The 16,312-nt window shown below is 67.0% G+C and carries 8 protein-coding genes; all 8 read left to right on the top strand.

Annotated features, from left to right (window positions below):
* Positions 1–25 precede the first annotated feature (25 nt).
* The 8 genes from AC3WN8_RS19985 to addA all read left to right on the top strand — a co-directional run bounded on the left by AC3WN8_RS19985 (position 26) and on the right by addA (position 16,275).
* Positions 26–1,831: a tetratricopeptide repeat-containing sulfotransferase family protein gene (locus AC3WN8_RS19985; RefSeq protein ID WP_492671233.1), complete on the top strand. Its 1,806-nt coding sequence runs from the start codon at positions 26–28 to the stop codon at positions 1,829–1,831.
* A 44-nt stretch (positions 1,832–1,875) separates the two neighbouring features.
* Positions 1,876–5,103, top strand: coding sequence for an amidohydrolase family protein (locus AC3WN8_RS19990; protein ID WP_492671234.1), 3,228 nt, complete (start codon positions 1,876–1,878; stop codon positions 5,101–5,103).
* A 254-nt stretch (positions 5,104–5,357) separates the two neighbouring features.
* On the top strand, positions 5,358–7,706 hold the full coding sequence (locus tag AC3WN8_RS19995) for a PAS domain-containing sensor histidine kinase (protein WP_492671235.1): 2,349 nt from the start codon (positions 5,358–5,360) through the stop codon (positions 7,704–7,706).
* The gene (gene tsaE, locus AC3WN8_RS20000) at positions 7,703–8,149 is read left to right on the top strand and encodes a tRNA (adenosine(37)-N6)-threonylcarbamoyltransferase complex ATPase subunit type 1 TsaE (protein ID WP_492671236.1); all 447 of its coding nucleotides are present in this window, start codon (positions 7,703–7,705) and stop codon (positions 8,147–8,149) included. Before AC3WN8_RS19995 ends, tsaE begins: the two co-directional genes overlap by 4 nt.
* Complete coding sequence (locus tag AC3WN8_RS20005; protein ID WP_492671256.1) at positions 8,146–9,129, top strand: aminoglycoside phosphotransferase family protein; 984 nt, start codon at positions 8,146–8,148, stop codon at positions 9,127–9,129. The genes tsaE and AC3WN8_RS20005 overlap by 4 nt, the downstream gene beginning before the upstream one ends.
* The gene (locus AC3WN8_RS20010) at positions 9,126–9,890 is read left to right on the top strand and encodes a nucleotidyltransferase family protein (protein WP_492671237.1); all 765 of its coding nucleotides are present in this window, start codon (positions 9,126–9,128) and stop codon (positions 9,888–9,890) included. Before AC3WN8_RS20005 ends, AC3WN8_RS20010 begins: the two co-directional genes overlap by 4 nt.
* The gene (gene addB / locus AC3WN8_RS20015; RefSeq protein ID WP_492671238.1) at positions 9,883–12,885 is read left to right on the top strand and encodes a double-strand break repair protein AddB; all 3,003 of its coding nucleotides are present in this window, start codon (positions 9,883–9,885) and stop codon (positions 12,883–12,885) included. The genes AC3WN8_RS20010 and addB overlap by 8 nt, the downstream gene beginning before the upstream one ends.
* A complete protein-coding gene (gene addA, locus AC3WN8_RS20020; RefSeq protein ID WP_492671239.1) occupies positions 12,886–16,275 on the top strand; it encodes a double-strand break repair helicase AddA in 3,390 nt (1,129 codons plus the stop codon). It abuts the gene before it with no gap.
* Positions 16,276–16,312: the final 37 nt, after the last annotated feature.

The following is a 16,312-nucleotide window of genomic DNA, read 5'->3' on the forward strand; positions in this document are numbered from 1 at the left end:
GCTGTTCAATGGTACGGAGAGTGATGTGGCGGGTGTGCGGGGGCGAGCCGCTGTCGATGTCGATCTGGTTCTGAGAGACATTGTCGCGTCGATCGATCGCAATCCCGGCCAGGCGTCAGCGCGTATCCGTGCGCTGATCCGCGACTATCCCGATCTGGCCGTCGCGCATCGCGTGCTTGCCGCAGCGCTGCGGCGGCTTGGCAATGTGCGTGAGGCCGAGAGCGCAGAGCTCAAGGCGATCGCGATCGGGTTGCGCCATCCCGCGGTCGCCGCGGCCGAGCGTGCGATCGCCGACGCGCGGCTGGAAGAGGCCGAACGGTTGATCCGACCCTATCTGCGCGAAAATCCGGAGGATGCCGGCGGTGCGCTGATCCTGGGGACCATCGCCGAAAAATGCGGTGCGACGAAAGAGGCCGAAAATCTGTACCGGCGTGCCTTCGCGCTGGCGCCTGCCTATCTCGAAGCCCGCATCGCGCTGTTCAAGCTGCTTAATCAGACCGGCCGTCAGGACGAAGCCATGGCCGTGCTCGACGATGTGCTCGATCGCGATCCGAACCATCTCCCGGCCTTGTCGCTGAAGGGCAATCTGCTGCTCCAGTCGCGCCGGATGGACGAAGCGCAGACCGTCTATCGCCGGCTGGTCCGCGCACATCCGGACGATGGCCGGGGCTGGATGGGGCATGCCTTCGTCCTGAAGACGATCGGTCGGCTCGATGAGGCGATCGCCGCCTATCGCGAGGCGGTCCGGCTGGAGCCGCAGCGCGGCAATGCCTGGTTCGGGCTGGCGAACCTGAAGACGGTGAAGTTCGATCGCGACGATATCGATCGGATGAAGGGTGCGCTCGATCACGATGATCAGGACGATGACGATCTGCTTCACCTGCACTTCGCGCTGGGCAAGGCGCTTCACGATCATGGCGATTTCGACGAGGCATTTGCGCATTATGCGCGGGGCAGTGCGCTGCGCCGTGAAAAGACGCCCTATGATCCCGAAATATTGCACGCCAATGTGCTGAAGGCGGAGGCGGTGTTTACCCCCGAATTCTTCGCGGCGCGGACGGATGCCGGTTTTCCGGCGCGCGATCCGATCTTCATCGTCAGCCTGCCGCGATCGGGATCGACCCTGGTCGAACAGATATTGGCCAGCCACCCGGCGATCGAGGGCACCGAGGAATTGTTCGATCTGGAACGGATCGCGCGCGAACTGGCGCCCCGGGAGCCGGCGGGCGGCTATCTGGACAGGATCGCGGACCTTTCGCGCGTGGCGCTGCACGAGCGTGGCAAACATTATATCGAGGCGACGCGCCGCCACCGTCATACCGAACGGGCGCTCTTCACCGACAAGATGCCCAGCAACTGGGTGTTCACCGGGCTGATCCATAGCATCCTGCCCAATGCGAAGATCGTCGATGTTCGTCGTGATCCGCTGGGCTGCGGCTTCGCCAATTTCTCGCAGCATTATAATTGGGGGATCAACTTCTCCTACGATCTGACCGATATTGGCCGCTATTATGCCGATTATGTCCGCATGATGGATCATTTCGATCGAGTGCTGCCCGGCAGGATCCACCGGGTGATGTACGAGGATCTGGTCGACGATCTCGAAACCGAAGTCCGGCGGTTGCTCGACTATCTCGAGCTTCCGTTCGATGAAGCCTGTTTGCGCTTCTTCGAGAATAAGCGGGCGGTTCATACGCCCAGTTCGGAACAGGTGCGCAGGCCAATCAACACCGAAGGCCTTCACACCTGGCGCAATTATGAAAAATGGCTAGGTCCGCTGAAGGATGCATTGGGGCCGGCATTGCACGGATACCGGTCTCCGGCCTCTTAGACTTTGATCACCAGTCTTTCCCAAACCTCCCTAGGATGAAATCCATGCGCTACCCCCATATCCTGTTGGCCGCGACGGCGTTGTCGGCGCCGATCGCCTTGCTTGCCCAGCCGGCCGCCGCGCCACAGGAAGCGACGAAGAAATGGGACGTCGCCAATCCGCCCGGCCTGAAGGTGCGCCAGATCCCGATCGACGTGACCGAAGGCACATGGATGGACGTCGATGTCAGCCCCGACGGGAAGACCATCGCTTTCGATCTGCTCGGCGACATCTACACCATGCCGATCGCGGGCGGCGCGCCGACGCGCATCGCGGAGGGCCTGCCTTATGAGATGCATCCACGCTTCTCGCCCGATGGCCGGCGCATCGCCTTCACATCCGATCGCGGCGGCGGTGACAATATCTGGATCATGAATCTCGACGGATCGGACAAGCGCCAGCTGACCAAGGAGGATTTCCGCCTGCTCAGCCAGCCGAGCTGGAGCCCGGACGGCCGCTTCATCGCGGCGCGGAAGCATTTCACCACCAGCCGCTCGCTCGGCACCGGCGAGGTCTGGCTTTACCATGTTTCGGGCGGCAACGGCGTGCTGCTCGTCAAGCGCCCCAATGAGCAGCATCAGAAGGAACTGGGTGAGCCTATCTATTCGCGTGACGGCCGCTATGTCTATTATGCCCGCAACACCACGCCCGGCCCCATCTTCGAATATGCGCAGAATTCGAACGCACAGCTCTTCGCGATCGAGCGTTACGAACTGGCCACCGGCGAGGTCGAGACCGTCGTCTCGGGCGCCGGCGGATCGGTGCGGCCGACGCCGTCGCCCGACGGCAAGTCGATCGCCTTCGTCCGCCGCGAGCGCGCCCGCTCGAAGCTTTACGTCAAGGATCTGGAAACGGGCGCAGAACGCAAGATCTACGACGCGCTCGATCAGGATGTGCAGGAAACCTGGGCCGTTCATGGCGTCTATCCCAACATGGCCTGGACTCCGGATTCCGGGTCTCTGGTTTTCTGGGCCGGGGGCAAGATCCGCAGGGTGAATGCCGATGGCGGCGACGCGCGCGAGATTCCGTTCCACGTCGCGGATACGCGGAGCCTGATCGATCCGCCGCGCCCGCCGGTCGCGGTGGCGCCCGACAGCGTCGTGACCAAGATGCCGCGCTATGCCGCGGTCTCACCCGATGGCCGCCAGGTCGTTTTCGAAACGCTCGGCAAATTATGGGTGAAAGACATGGCGACGGGCCAGCCGCGCCGGCTGACGCGCGGCGAGGCGGGCGAGCGCGAATTGTGGCCGTCCTGGTCGCGCGACGGCAAGAGCATCGTGTTCGTCGCCTGGACCGATACGGGACTCGGCCAGATCCGCACCGTCGCGCCCGCGGGCGGTGCGGTGAAGACCGTGGTGGCGCAGGGCGGTCATTATGCGCGTCCGCGTTTCTCGCCGAGCGGCCGCACCATCGCGTTCGAAAAGAATGACGGCGGCCAGCTCACTTCGCCGCGCGGCGAGGTCGATCCCGGCATCTACCGCGTCGCCGCGGCAGGTGGCGCGGCGACGCGTGTCGTGAATGGTGCAAGCGGGCCGCAATTCGGCAGCGACGACGATCGGCTGTTCATGACCGAAGTGTCGCAGGGCAAGCGCCAGCTTGTCTCGACCGACCTGACGGGCGGCGGCAAGCGGGTCCATGCCACCGGCGAACTCGTCAATGCCTATGAAGTCTCGCCCGACGGCCGCTATTTCGCGTTTCGCGAGAATTACGAGGCCTTTGTGACGCCGATGATGCCGGGGACACAGGATGTCGGCACCAGCGCCAAGGGCGGCGCGCTGCCGGTCACGCGGGTCAGCGGCGACGGCGCGGATTACATGAACTGGAGCAATGGCGGCGAGCAGCTTCACTGGAGCCTGGGGCCGACGCTGTTCACCGCGCGCACCGATGCGCTGTTCGCGTCGGCTCCGCCCGCGGGCGATGCCAAGCCGCCCAAGTTCGAGCCACCCAGGACCGGTGTCTCGCTGTCGATGACGGTTCCCGCGGCGCGTCCGTCGGGCAGCGTCGCGATCACCGGCGCACGCATCGTCACGATGCGCGACGATGCCGGCGGGATTGTCGACGACGGCGTGATCGTGATCGAGCGTGATCGCATCGCGGCGATCGGCCCGCGCGGCCAGGTGCAGATCCCTGCGGAGGCGAAGATCGTCGATGCCGCGGGCAAGACGATCATTCCGGGGCTGGTCGATGCGCATGCCCATGGTCCCTATGGCGAGGACGAACTGACCCCGCAGCAAAACTGGTCGAGCCTCGTCAATCTGGCGCTGGGCGTCACAACGACGCACGATCCGTCGAGTGATGCCGCCTTGGTGTTTCCCGCCTCGGAGATGCAGCGTGCGGGCATGCTCGTCGCGCCGCACACTTTCTCGACCGCCGACGTCATCTATGGCGCGAAGAGCCCGACGGGTTATGCGCAGATCGACAGCCTCGACGATGCGCGTGCGCATGTCCGCCGGCTGAAGGCGCAGGGCGCGCACAGCGTCAAGAACTACAACCAGCCGCGCCGCGACCAGCGTCAGCAGGTCGTCGCCGCCGCACTCGAGGAGAATATGCGTTCGGTGGCGGAGGGCGGCTCGCTGTTCGGTTTCGACATGGCGCTGATCGCCGACGGCAACACCACGCTCGAGCATAATATTCCGCAGGCGGTGCTGTACGAGGATGTGCTGAGCTATTTCTCGCAATCCAAAGTGGGTTACACGCCCACTCTGGTCGTCACCTATGGCGGGCCGGCGGGTGATCCCTATTGGCGCGCGCATACCGACAATTGGAAACATCCGTTGCTGACCCGGCATGTGCCGCCGAGCCTTCTCGCCGCGAACAACGCGCGGCGGACATTGGCGCCCGAGGAGGACTATGTCGACGACGACAATGCCCGCGAGGCGCGCAAGCTCGCTGCGCGCGGCGTGCCAGTCGCGATCGGCGCGCATGGGCAAGAACCCGGCATCGCTGCGCATTGGGAGCTTTGGTCCTTCGTCCGCGGCGGCATGACTCCGGTCGAGGCGCTGAAGGCGGGCACCATCGGCTCGGCGCGTTCGCTCGGCTATGATCGCGATGTCGGGTCGCTCGAAGCCGGCAAGCTTGCCGATCTCGTCATCCTCGACGCCGATCCCACCGAGAATATCCGCAACAGCGACAAGGTGTCGAAGGTCATGATCGGCGGGCGGCTTTACGATGCCGCGACGATGAATGAGGAGGTCACGGGCAATATCCGGCGGCTGCCATATTTCTGGGAATAGTCATGGTTGTCGAGATTGCAGCGGTGCGTGGTTGTTCTAGACCAAGATCACTTCAGATTGAATCAATCTGAAGTGTGAATCTTGGTCTCAACCATTTGAATAGAGCCTGATTCACGCCATCGGTGGAAGCGCGTAGCGCTTCCACCTCAAGCGATCAGGCTCTAAGAAATTGTTTGGGAAAGCGTGCTCTCGCGCTTTTTCAAACAGGCTCTAAGAACAAGGGCGATGAGTGTGCCTGATTTCATGGACCGGCCTTGACCGAATCCGGCTTCGTGCCTGTCGTCGCCGGCATCGTGCTGGCGCTGTGGCTTGCTGCCTCCACATGGGCGGTGGTGACGGGGCTCGCGATGCGTCGGCGCGCGCGTCATGCCGGCATGCAGGCCAATCGGCTTCAGCAGCTTCTCGATTCCGCCCCCGCGCTGCCGATGATGGTGCGCCCCGATGGACGGATCGAAGCCCCCGAAAGATTGGCGGACTGGCTGGGGCTCGGCCGTATGCCCAATTTCCTGGCGGACCTCACCACGCCGGAGGGCGGCCTGAGCGAGGAGGATTCGGCGGGGTTGGTCCGCGAGGTCGCGATCGCGCAGAAATCGGCGCGCGGCTTCGTGCGTGCGGTGCGCGCGCGTGCTTCGTCGCGCACCTTGCTGATCCGTGGCGCGGTCGCGACCGCCGATCTGTCCGCGCCGGGCGGCGTGATCCTCTGGTTCTTCGATGCGACCGAAAGCCAGGCCGAGATTGGCCGGCTTGGCAGCGAAGCGGCGCGGCTCGCCAAGGCGTTCGAGGCGCTGTCCGGGTTGATCGAGGCGTCGCCCTTTCCGATGTGGCATCGCGGGCCGGATCTGCGGCTGACTCTGGTCAACAGCGCTTATGTGAAGGCCGTCGAAGGGATGAGCGCCGCCGATGTGGTCGAGCGCGGCCTGGAACTCGTCGAGGCGAGCGGTGGACGCACCCCGTTCGCGATGGCGGCGCAGGCGCGCGAGAAGAACGAGGTGCTGACGCGCACCGTGCCCGCGACGATCGGCGGTGCGCGGCGGACGATGCGCGTCGTCGATGTGCCGCTGGGCGATGCCGGGGTCGCGGGCTATGCCATCGACATCGAGGAGACCGAACAGGTGCGCGGCGCGTTCCGGCGTTTCCGCGATGCGCAGCGCAACATGCTCGACCTGCTGTCGGCCGGCGTCGCGCAATTCGGCCCCGACCGCGCGCTCGTCTTCTGCAACCAGCCTTTCCAGCGGATTTTCGCGATCAAGCCCGAATGGCTGATCGATCGTCCCGAATTCGACCGGATCCTCGAACGCATGCGCGAGGCCGACCGTGTGCCCGAGAGCCGCGATTTTCCCGGCTGGAAGGCGGAGCGGCGCGGATGGTTCACGTCGACCGAAGGCGCTGCCGAGGAAAGCTGGCTGCTGCCCGGCGGCACGCACCTTCGCGTCGTCGCCCAGCCTTTGCCCGATGGCGGATTGCTGCTGATCTTCGAGGATCGCACCGAACAGGTGCAGCTCGAAAGCGCGCGCGACACGCTGCTGCGGGTGCGCACCGCGACCTTTAACAATCTGTTCGAAGCGATCGGCGTATTCGCGGCCGATGGGCGCCTCAATCTCTGGAACAAGCGGTTCCGCGAGATCTGGGATTTCGAGGAGGAATTCCTCGCCACCCATCCGCGCATCGACGTGCTTGCGGATGTCGCGGCGGAACGGCTGGCCAACCCGAAGCGCGCCGGACTCATCCGCGAGCTGGTCCGCACAGCGACGGCGGAACGGCGCCAGCGCAGCGGACGCGTGTCGCTGTCCGACGGCCGGCATTTCGAATTCGCCGCGGTGCCGCTGCCCGACGGCAATGCGCTGTTCACGATGCTCGACATCTCCGACAGCCGAAAGGCTGAGCAGGCCTTGCGCGATCGTGCCGAGGCACTCGAACAGGCCGATCGGGTGAAGACCGCGTTCGTCGCCAATATGAGCTACGAATTGCGCACGCCGCTGACCTCGATCGGCGGCTTCGCCGAAATGCTGAACGAGGGTTATGCCGGCGAACTCGGCGATCAGGCGAAGGATTATGTGTCCGCCATCCTCGACTCGGTCGCACGGCTGGGCGTGCTGATCGACGGCGTGCTCGACCTGACCCAGAGCGAAGCAGATGCATTGTCGCTCGATATGGCCCCGGTCAATCTGATCGCCGTGGCGCAGCAGGCGGCCGACGAGGCGCGGCCGGCCATGGTCGCGAAGGGCATGGATTTCGCGGTCGAACTCGATCCGTCGCTGGGCGGGATCAAGGGCGATACGCGGCGCCTGCGTCAGGCGGTGGGGCATCTGCTCGCCCATGCGCTGGCGAACACCGGGACTGGCGGGCGCATCCTGCTGCATGGCGGCGGCGATGCCGCAGCGGCGCGGATCGTGGTGTCCGATGACGGACCGGGCATGACCTCCAGCGAGCAGGCGCGCGCCTTCGATCCGTTCAGCCGGGCGGAGCGGATGCGTGACGGCGACGATGCGCTGGGCATGGCGTTGCCGCTCGCGCGTCAGTTCGTCGAGGCGCATGGCGGCACGCTGACGCTCTATTCCGAGCCCGGCAGCGGCACGATGACGACGATCGAGCTGCCGCGATGATCCCGCTCGCCGACGAGGCCGCGACGCTTGCGCTGGGCGCGGCGCTGGCGCGGGTTGCGCGACCCGGTGACGTGATCGCGCTGTCGGGCGATCTCGGCGCCGGCAAGACGACACTCGCGCGCGGGCTGCTCGCGGCGCTGGGACTGGAAGAGGAAGCGCCGAGCCCGACCTTCGCGATCGTCCAGCCCTATGGCCCGCCCGAAACCCGCTTTCCGGTCGCGCATGTCGATCTCTACCGGATCGAGGATCCCGACGATATCGAGGAACTCGGCCTCGACGATCTGCTGCAGGATTCGCTGCTGCTGGTCGAATGGCCGGAGCGGATGGGCGGGCAGTCATGGCCGCAGGCATTGCAACTCGCCTTGGAGAGGACCGCGGACGGCGCGCGCGTCTTGACAGCCACCGTGCCCGCGTCTTGGGAGAGCCGATGGCCGCCGATATGATTCCGCCCGAGGCAGCACCTGCCTTTCTCGATGCGCATGGCTGGGGAGGGGCGGAGATCCGCCCGCTCGCCGGTGATGCGTCGTTCCGACGCTATTTTCGCGTGCATGCGCCCGGGCGCCAGGCCGTGCTGATGGATGCGCCCCCGCCGCACGAGGATCCGCGCCCCTTCATCCAGGTCGCCGAGCATCTGGCGAGCCTCGGCTTTCGCGCGCCGGAGATCCTGGCGAGGGACATGGCGAACGGCCTCGTCCTGCTCGAGGATTTCGGCGACGCACGCATGCGCGAAGTGATCGACGCCGCGCCCGAGGCCGAACATCGCATCTATGCCGATACCATGCGGCTGCTCGCGCAGCTTCATCGTCATGAGGCCATGGATGTGCCGCCATATGACCGGGCGCAATATCTACGCGAAGCGAAGCTGCTGACCGAATGGTATTGCGGAGCGATCGGCATCGTGCCCGACGAAGCGGGATATGAAGCCGCGTGGGACGCCGTGATGGGCGATCTCTATCTCGATCGGCAAGTGACGGTGCTGCGCGACTATCATGCCGAGAATATCATGCTGATCGAGGGGGTTGAGGGGCTCGACGGGCTCGGCCTGCTCGATTTCCAGGACGCGCTGGCGGGCCATCCGGCTTATGACGTCGTCTCGATGCTTCAGGATGCGCGCCGCGACGTGGCCGAGCCGCTCGAAGCGCAGATGCTGGCGCTCTATAAATATGAAGCGGGGGCAGGGGCTGAATTCGACACCGCCTATGCCCTGCTCGGTGCGCAGCGCAACGCCAAGATCATCGGCATCTTCACCCGGTTGTGGCAGCGCGACGGCAAGCCGCGCTATCTCGATTATCTGCCGCGCGTCTGGGGCTATCTCGAACGCGATCTGGCCCATCCAGCGCTTGCGCCGGTGCGAGACTGGTTCGATGCGAATATTCCGCCGGAAAAGCGCGGCGGCGCGCTGATGGAGATGGCAGCGCAATGAACCGCGCCAAGAAGACATTGTCGCTGCGGCCCGACACCAGCGCGCCGCGGCTGGACACCGCGATGGTCATGGCCGCCGGGCTGGGCAAGCGTATGCGTCCGTTGACTGCGACGCGCCCCAAGCCGTTGGTCGAGGTGGCGGGCAGGAGCCTGCTCGACCGCACCTTCGACCGGCTGCGCTCGGCCGGGGTGACGCGTGCCGTGGTCAACGTCCATTATCTCGCCGACGCCCTCGAAGCGCACCTGCGCAACGCGGTGAAGGACATCGAGATCACGCTCTCGGACGAGCGTGACCTGTTGATGGAAACCGGCGGTGGCCTCGTCAAGGCGCTGCCGCTGATCCCGCAGGATCCCTTTCTCTGCGTCAACAGCGACAATCTCTGGATCGACGGGCCGACCGACGCGATCCGGCTGCTCGAACAGCGCTGGAACCCCGACGAGATGGACGCGCTGCTGCTACTGGTGCCGCTGGCGCGCGCCAATTGCCATGGCGGTCAGGGCGATTTCCATATGGATCCCGACGGCCGGATCACCAGCAGGCGCAAGCGCGGCAAGGTGGCGCCCTTCGTCTATACCGGCGTTCAGATCGTCTCGCACCGGCTGTTGCGCGATCCGCCCGAGGGGCCGTTCTCGACGATGATCTTCTGGGAACGCGCCATCGCCGAAGGACGGCTTTACGGGCTGGTCCATCAGGGGCTGTGGTTCGACGTGGGCACGCCCGGCGCGGTCAAGAAGACGGAGGCGATGCTCGCCGATGGGTGAGCGGACCAAGCCGGCCGTCTTCACTATCCCGCATCACCGGGCCTTTGCCGACGCGCTGGCGGAGGGGCTGTTGCGGAGCCACGCCGAAGGCCCGCTGGGCCTGGCGCAAGGCATTGTCCTCGTTCCCAACAACCGCGCCGCGCGCGCGGTGACCGAAGCGTTCGTCCGCCGATCCGAGGGCGGACTGCTGCTGCCGCGGCTCGTGCCGATCGGCGACGATGCGCTCGACGAGCGGCTGGGCAGCGCGCTCGATCCGATCGGCAGCGCCGAACCTATCCCGCCAGCGGTCGAACCGATGCAGCGCCGCATGATGCTGGCGCGACTGGTCCAACAGGAACGGGCGCGGGCCGGTGAGCCGGTGGACGCGGCGGAGGCGCTGCGGCTGGCGACCGATCTTGCGCGCACGCTCGACCAGATGCTGGTCGAGGGCGTCGCGCCGCGCGAACTGCGGACCTTGGAAGTCGCGGGCGAACTGTCGTCGCATTGGCAGAAATCGCTGACATTGCTCACCATCATCCTCGATCATTGGCCTGGGGCACTGGCGCGGATCGGCAGGATCGATCTGGCCGATCGTCGCAATCGCCTGCTCCAGCACGTCGCCGCGCGCTGGCGGGATGCGCCGCCGCCGGGTTTTGTCGTCGCCGCCGGCATGACCAATCCGCCGCCCGCCGCCGCGACGCTGCTACGCGTGATCGCGCGGATGGAGCGAGGCATGGTCGTGCTGCCGGGGCTCAGCCTGGACGACGAGATGCCCGATCTGGAATGGGACGCGCTCGGCCCCTTCGAACGCGATCCGGTGACGGAATTCCGGCGTCGGTCGATCGAGACGCATCCGCAATTCCATTTGAAGCTGCTGCTCGACCGGATGGGTATGGCGCGCGGCGAAGTCGAGACCTGGCGCTGGGGTGGCGGGCATGACGCGCGCGCGCCGCGCAGCAAGGCGATCGCCAATGCGCTGACCCCGGCCGAATTCTCGGACAAATGGGGCGATGCGGAAACGGTGCGCAACCTGCCCGGCATCCGTGCGCTCGAAGCGGCGACGCCCGCCGAAGAGGCACAGTCGATCGCGATCGCGCTGCGCGAGGCGCTGGAGACTCCGGCACGGACGGCAGCACTGGTGACGCCGGATCGCGCGCTGGCAACGCGGGTCTCCGCGCATCTCAAGCGCTGGGGCATCGATGCCGACGATTCGGCGGGGCAGCCATTGTCGGTCAAACCCGAAGGCGCGCTGCTGCTCGCGATCGTCGAGGCGGCGGCGGAGCGCTTCGCGCCGGTACCGCTGCTCGCTCTGCTTAAACATCCGCTGGTGCGCAGCGGCGAGGATCGGCTGGTCTGGCTCGATTGGGTCCGTCTGCTCGATCTGGCGCTCAGGGGACCGCGGCCGCCAGCCGGATTGAGCGGGATCGACGATTTCCTGGCGGGGGGCACCGAACGCGAGCGACGGGTGCGCGCGCGTGCGCAGCCTGGCTGGGCGGAGATCCGGGCGCTGCTCGCGCCGCTCGAAGCCGGCTTCGGCGCGGCGGCCAGCCTGTCGGCGGCGGTCGAGGCCATCCGCGAGGCGGCGACACGGCTTGCCGGCGATGCGGCCTGGTCGGGCAGCGCGGGGCGCGAGGCGGCCGATCTGCTTGCCGATCTCGAAACCCATGCGCCCGATGGACCGGAGGGTGTGCGCGCCGATGCGATCGCGCCGATGCTGCGGCGGATGATGGACGAGGTCGCGGTGCGCCCGCCCCAGGGCGGCCATCCGCGCATCTCGATCTGGGGCGCGATCGAAGCGCGGCTGCAACAGCCCGATCTGATGATCCTCGGCGGATTGAACGAAGGCGTCTGGCCGGGCCTGCCCAGCCCCGATCCCTGGCTGGCGCCGCGCGCGCGCCATGAACTGGGACTGCCCAGCCTGGAACGGCGGATCGGCATCGCCGCGCACGACCTTGCCGGCGCGCTCGGCGCGCCGCAGGTGATCGTGACGCGCGCGCGGCGCGACGCCACCGCGCCGACGATCGCCTCGCGCTTCTGGTTGCGGATGGAGGCCATGGCGGGCGAGATGACCCGGCTGGAAGAGGCTGGCGCATGGGCGCGCGCGATCGACCGGCCCGACGATTTCACGCCGGCCGCGCAGCCCGCGCCGACGCCCCCCGTCAAGGATCGCCCGACCGCGCTCAGCGTGACCCAGGTCGATCGGTTGAAGGCCGATCCCTATGCCTTCTACGCGCTCAAGATGCTCGGGCTGCGCGCGCTCGATTCGATCGATGCCGATCCCAGCGCGGCTTGGCGCGGCACCGCGATCCATGCGGTGCTGGAGGATTGGGCGAAGCAGGGGTGGGCGCCGGGCGCGTTGCTGCCCATCGCCGAGGCACTGTTCGCGCGCGCCGAAGTGCATCCCTTGCTCCGTGCGCTCTGGCAGCCGCGCGTGATGGAGGCGCTCGACTGGATCGCGCGCGAGATCGAGACCGGGCGCGGCGAAGGGCGTGAGCCGTGGAAAGCGGAGGCCTGGGGCAAGGCGGAGATTGCCGGCATCGATCTTGACGGACGCGCCGATCGCGTCGACCGGCTGGCCGATGGCGGCTTTGCGGTTATCGACTACAAGACCGGCAAGCCACCATCGGACACTGCGGTGGCGGAGGGGTTCGCGATGCAGCTCGGCCTGCTCGGCCTGATCGCGGAGCGTGGCGGCTTCGACGGCATTTCGGGCAAGGCGGGGGCGTTCGAATATTGGTCCCTGGCCAAGGATCGCGGCCAGTTCGGATCGCGGCGTTCGCCGGTGCATCCCGAAGCCAAGGGCGGCAAGGTCGCGACCGCCGATTTCACCGCTTTGGCGGAGCGGACCTTTGCCGCCGCCGCCGCGCGCTGGTTGACCGGCAGCGAACCGTTCACCGCGAAGCTGCATCCCGAGCATGCCCCCTATGGCGACTATGATCAGCTGATGCGGCTGGACGAATGGTATGGGCGCGAAAGGACGACGGCATCGCCGGCCGTCGCAGGGGGAGAGGGCTAGATGGCGTCTCCCGTCGCGCTCAAGGGCAATCAGAAGCTGGCGTCCGAACCGCGCGAGAATGTCTGGCTGTCGGCATCGGCCGGCACCGGCAAGACCCAGGTGCTATCCGCGCGCGTCATGCGGCTGTTGCTGAGCGGCGCCGATCCGTCGTCGATCCTGTGCCTGACCTTCACCAAGGCGGGCGCGACCGAAATGGCCGATCGCATCCATGCCCGGCTTGCCTCCTGGGTGCGGATGAAGGGGCCGGAACTGTTCGCGGAACTGGAGGCGCTGGGCGAAACCGGCACGCCCGAATTGATGGCGACGGCGCGCAAGCTGTTCGCGCGCGTGCTCGATGCCAGCGGCGCCGGGCTGCGCATCCAGACCATCCACAGTTTCTGCCAGACCCTGTTGTCGGGCTTTCCGGTCGAGGCGGGCTTGATCCCCGGATTCAGGCCGATGGAGGGGCGCGAGGAAGCCACGCTGGCGCGTCAGACCATGGCCGACATGCTGGTCGCGGCCGAAGCGCGCGGCGAGACCGGCCTGACCGACGCCCTGCGGGTGCTGAGCCTCAGGCTGGGGGAGGGGGGCGCCGAAAGCTTCCTCGCCAATTGCGCGCGCGCGCCCGATGCGATGGAGGCGCTGGGCGACGATATCGGCGACGCGGTGCGCACCGCCCTCGACGTGCCCGATGGCGATGTCGAGGCGATCATCGCCGATGCGTGCGCCGGTTTCGAGGACGAGCTGGAGTTCGTCGCGGAAGCAAACGAGGTTTGGGCGACCAAGAACGGGCAGGCGCGCGCAACGATCGTCCGCGGCTGGATCGGGCTCGATCCGGCCGAACGCGCCGAACGGCTGGGGGAGCTTCATCTGGTCTGGGCCAAGGCGGATGGCGATCCGCGTTCGTTCAAACCGGGGCAGGCACCGCAGGTTGCGGGCTATGAGGATGCGGCGATGGCGCTGCACGGCCAATGCGCTGAACTGCTCGGCCTGCGTGCACGCGCCGGACTGGCCGCATTGCTGGCACAGGGGCTGGAGGCGGGGCGGACCTATGCGCGTGCTTATGCCGAGGCCAAGCGCGCCACGGGCGTGGTCGATTTCGACGATCTGATCCGGCGCACCGTCTCGCTGCTCGGCCAGTCGCATATGGCAGAATGGATCCGCTACAAGCTCGATCAGGCGACCGATCATGTCCTGGTCGACGAAGCGCAGGACACCAATCTCAATCAGTGGACGATCATCCGGGCATTGGCCGAGGAGTTCTTCGTCGACGATCCCGACGACCAGAACCGGGTACGGACGATCTTTTCGGTTGGCGATTTCAAACAGGCGATCTTCGGTTTCCAGGGCACCGATCCCGTCTTCTTTCGCGCTGCACAGGACTATTTCTCGGCGCGCGCGCGCGAGGGCGGGCGTGAGGTCCATAGGCTCTCGCTGACCGAATCCTTCCGGTCTACCGCACCGGTCCTCTCGCTTGTTGATCGGGTCCTCGCGGAACTTGGTGAGGGCGCGCTCAGCGGCATGATCGATCTCGAGCCGCATCGCAGCGCCGTCCCGGGGCCGGGACGGGTGACCCTGTGGAGCCCGGTCTCGCCGGAAGCCGCGGCGGAAAGCGATATCGACGGCGACGAAAGCTGGCTGTCGGATTCGACGCGCAATTTCGCGACGCTGTTGGCGCGACAGATCAAGGCCTGGCTCGATGCCGGGCTCTGGATCAACAATCGCGGCCGGCCCAAACGGCTCGAACCGCAGGATATCCTGATCCTCGTACGCCGGCGCAGCGAACTCGCCTCGCTGATCGTCGCGCGCCTCCATGCCGAAGGTGTGCCGGTGGCGGGCGTCGACCGGTTGCGGCTCAATGCACCGCTCGCCGTTCGCGACCTGCTTGCCGCCGTGCGCTTCGCGACCCAGCCCCAGGACGATCTCAACCTTGCCGCACTGCTGGTATCGCCGCTGGTCGGCTGGTCGCAGGACGATCTCTATGTCGCGGCGCATGGGCGCAGGGGATCGCTTTGGGGGCATCTCGGCGATCGTCAGCCCGCCGCTTTGCGTGAGATGCTGCGCCGCGCCGATTTCACGACGCCTTACCGTTTTCTCGAAGAGATATTGTCGGGGCCGCTCGACGGACGGCGCAAGCTGCTGCGGCGGCTGGGGCAGGAGGCGCGCGACCCGATCGAGGAACTGATGAATGCCGCACTCGGCTTCGAGCGCGATGCGACACCGACATTGCAGGCGTTCCTCGATCGGTTCGAACGCGAGACCGAGGATATCAAGCGTGATCCCTCGCAGCCGCTCGACGCCGTCCGCGTGATGACCGCGCATGGCGCCAAGGGATTGCAGGCGCCTTTGGTCGTGCTGGCCGATGCGACGGTCGATCCGGGATCGAGCCCGCGCGGCCGGCTCGACTGGCCGGTGATCGACGGCGCCGATCCTGTGCCGGTGTTCCGGCCGCGCAAGGATGAATTGACCGGCAGCCTCGCCGACGCGGCGGCGCTCGCCGATGCGCGCGAGATGGAGGAACATTGGCGGCTGCTTTATGTCGCGCTGACCCGCGCCGAGGAATGGCTGGTCGTCGGTGGTGCGCTCGGTCCGCGCGCCAAGGGTGTCGCGCCCGAGAAAAGCTGGCATGCCGCGGTCGAGCGGGCCATGGCCTCGCTCGAGGTCGAGGCGGTGGAGGAAGCGCCCTGGGGCATGGTCCGCCATTTCGCCGGCGGCGATGCGGTGACGGGCAGGGAGGTTTCGGGGGCGCGGATGATCGAGCCCGCGCTTCCCGATTGGCTGCGCCGGCCCGCACCGGTCGAAGCGCGTCCGCCGCGTCCGCTGGCGCCCTCGTCGCTGGGCGACGATGATGCGGCGAGCCCACCGCCCGGCATCGGCATGCGTGCCGCCGCCGAGCGCGGCCGGCATCTCCATGCGCTGTTCGAACGTCTGCCCGAAGTCGCGCCCGCCGATCGCGAGGCCGGGGCGCTGCGCTGGCTGGAACTCAATGCCGGCGTGGCCGATGCCGGCGAACGCGGCGCGATCGTCGCGGCCGCACTGGCGGTCATCGATCGCCATCCCGACCTGTTCGCGCCCGGCGCGCTTGCCGAAGCGCCGATCGCGGCAGTGGTCGGCGGCGATGTGATCGCGGGCACGGTCGACCGGCTGATCGTCGGCGACGACGTCGTCCGCCTCGTCGATTTCAAGACGGGGCGGCGCGTTCCATCATCCGCCGATGCCGCGCCGGTCCATCATCTGCGGCAGATGTCGGCCTATGCCGAGGCGCTGCGCGTGATCTTTCCGGGGCGGCGGATCGAGGCGGCCCTGCTCTATACGGCAGGGCCGACGCTGATGCCGCTCGATCCGGCGCTGCTTGCGCGCCACAAGCCCGGCTTGCAGGACATGGAGCAAAGCTTGGGTCAAAGCCGTTGAGCGAACGGTACAGTGTTCCTAGATAGGGTCCGACAGA

Source organism: Sphingobium sp. FW305-3-2-15-F-TSA7, from assembly GCF_058787155.1.